This window comes from Globicatella sanguinis NBRC 15551, from assembly GCF_001552295.1.
In the GTDB taxonomy this organism is placed as follows: Bacteria; Bacillota; Bacilli; order Lactobacillales; family Aerococcaceae; genus Globicatella; species Globicatella sanguinis.
Genome location: NZ_BCQX01000218.1, coordinates 1 through 1,341 on the forward strand (window position 1 = coordinate 1; position 1,341 = coordinate 1,341).

At 35.0% G+C, this 1,341-nt stretch carries 1 protein-coding gene; it reads right to left on the reverse strand.

Annotated elements, in window-relative coordinates; all coding sequences use genetic code 11:
• Positions 1-301 precede the first annotated feature (301 nt).
• Positions 302-1,341, reverse strand: a 1,040-nt coding sequence (locus GSA01S_RS10195; protein ID WP_217994652.1) for an LPXTG cell wall anchor domain-containing protein, incomplete at its 5' end; no start/stop codon positions are given.

Sequence of the window (1,341 nt, forward strand, 5' to 3'; positions counted from 1 at the left end):
AAAAATTGAACGGTATGTCTCCAGTTTAATATTGAAAACAACATCAATATCAAAGTGTAGCCTTATCAATATGATAGTTGACAATCAAAAAACCGGCATTGCTGCCGGTTTTCTCCATTGATACGCTGTTAGCCGAAGGGGGAATATGAAAAGACTATAACAATCTTATTAAGATTTTGATTTATTGCATTCTAACAAATTTTTTAGTAGTCATCAATCATAATCTCATTCATTATAGATTACTCGAATCCGATAATATATTAAATTTTATAGCTTTCTATTCCCTTTTAGAGACTGCTACTTATTCATCTTCAGGTTTACGCTTTTTATCAGTTACAATTAAGCCTAAGCCTGCTAAAATTGTTAATGCTGCTGGAGTAAATACTTGACGGTAGTCAATCTCACCTGTGTTAGGTAAAGTAGTTGCTGAGTTGACTTTAACCACTTCTTCTGATTTATTTGATTCTGAACCGGTAGTCTTTTCTGTTGACTGCTTGTCTTCTACTACTTTTGTTCCGACTTCAATAATCTCTTTCACTGGTTCTAACGTGATTTCTTCTGAAACTTCGGCTTCACCGTATTGTTTACCAAAAATAAAGTAAATGGTTGTTGTGCGAGTTAATTCACCTTTAACACCCGCTTGCTTGACATTTTTTACGCCTACTTCTAAATCCGCATTTTCAATGGTTTCAGTTTCATAATCAATTGCTTCAGTCGTTTTTTCAATAACAGGTTCTATTAAGCCCTCTCCAACTTCAATGACTTCAGTAACAGGTTTTGCGGTAATTTCCTCTGTAACTACTGGTTCACCATATACTTTACCATTTAAGTATGGCGTGACCGTTATACGGATTGATTCTCCCATTACACCCGCTTGTTTTACTTGTTGTCCCATTTTATCTAAATTAGCATTTACTTCATATTGTGTTTCGTAAGGAAGTTCAATTTTAGTGATTTCAGTTTTTTCTTCTATTACCCCAATACCTTTTTCAATAATTTCTGTGACTGGTTCTTTGGTGCGCTCTTTACTTACAATTGGCTCACTTAAGACCTTTCCATTTAAATATTGAGTTATAGTCGTAATCGTTAATTCACCCTCAACACCTGCTTGCGTAACTTTTTCGGTACCTTCAAGCATATTTGGGTTTTCAACAATCTTTGTTTCATAAGCAATTGGTTTAGTCTGAATATCTTCTTTTACTTCAATCGTTCCGACACCTACTTCAACGATTTTTTCAATTGGTTGAGTTGTTACTTTTTCAACTGTTGTCGCTTCACCATAGGCTTGTCCTTTCCAAGTTGGAGTCGTCGTTGTAATGGTCATTACACCATCAACACCTT